This window comes from Oleiphilus sp. HI0132 (assembly GCF_001635845.1).
The window spans coordinates 1-910 of record NZ_LWGJ01001520.1; the positions used below are offsets into that span (position 1 = coordinate 1).

Here is a 910-nt window from a genome sequence, read left to right on the forward strand (position 1 = left end):
TTATCGTCATTGCCTTAAGGGTTTGTATTCTTTCTTCTCAATAGTTCGATCATAGCCGCGCATCTAAAGGACTAAAATATTCATGCTCGCCCGCTCTTATAAAACTTTATCTGTCATATCTCTAAGTTTCATTTTAATTGCTTGTGGTAGGCAGGATGATTTGATAATTCCCGCCGAAGTTGAACCCGAGCCTAGTCCTTATTGTTTGGAAGATTCTCCTTACGAGACACCAGTGTTGCTCGATAGTGTATCGTTTTCTGGTCTTCCATTTAGCTTTGATTATAGGCAGTTTGATTATCAGTTTAATTTAGAGCATTTGTCAGACATTACTACGCTAGGCTTTGCTCAGGTTGAACAGTTCTTCGCTCCAAACGTTTTGCCTGAGTTAACTCAAGCAGATTCTCTCGGTGAAACTGTACTTTCTACACTTCAGTTTGAAAGGCTTGATCAGGCGGCTATTGAGGTTCGCGAATTTGGTGTAATCGTTGAGCATTCTCATAATAATGACACGAGGCAGTTTGATGTTGATCTTTCAGAAAACACTTCGTTAGTCGATATTACTCTTAAACCTGGCAAAAACGAGATTTCGTTAGAAGTTACGGCGTCCTTACAGATGCCGTATTCAGGGCTTGAGTGCGAATTAGACGAGAGGTTACGAAATCTCGTACTGCTAGATGACGGGGGCGAAAGTACCGAAGAAACACAGAACGCTGTATTAGAGCTCCAAGGAATGCGGCGGAATGTAGAACAGGTTTTAACTTATAATTTCGTAATATTTCGAGATGAAGCTGATGAGCTTGAAATTACCGACTTTGCTAATCCTCTAGCTCTGTTTGATGAAAATTCACTTGAATCGAATAATCTTTCACTATCAGGTGATTATTTGGTACTTGGTTCGCCAAAGGAAGAT

At 40.3% G+C, this 910-nt stretch carries 1 protein-coding gene; it reads left to right on the forward strand.

Annotated features, from left to right (window positions below; translation table 11 throughout):
• Positions 1–160: 160 nt before the first annotated feature.
• A partial coding sequence (locus A3766_RS23495; protein WP_156509075.1) for a hypothetical protein occupies positions 161–910 on the forward strand: 750 nt, incomplete at its 3' end.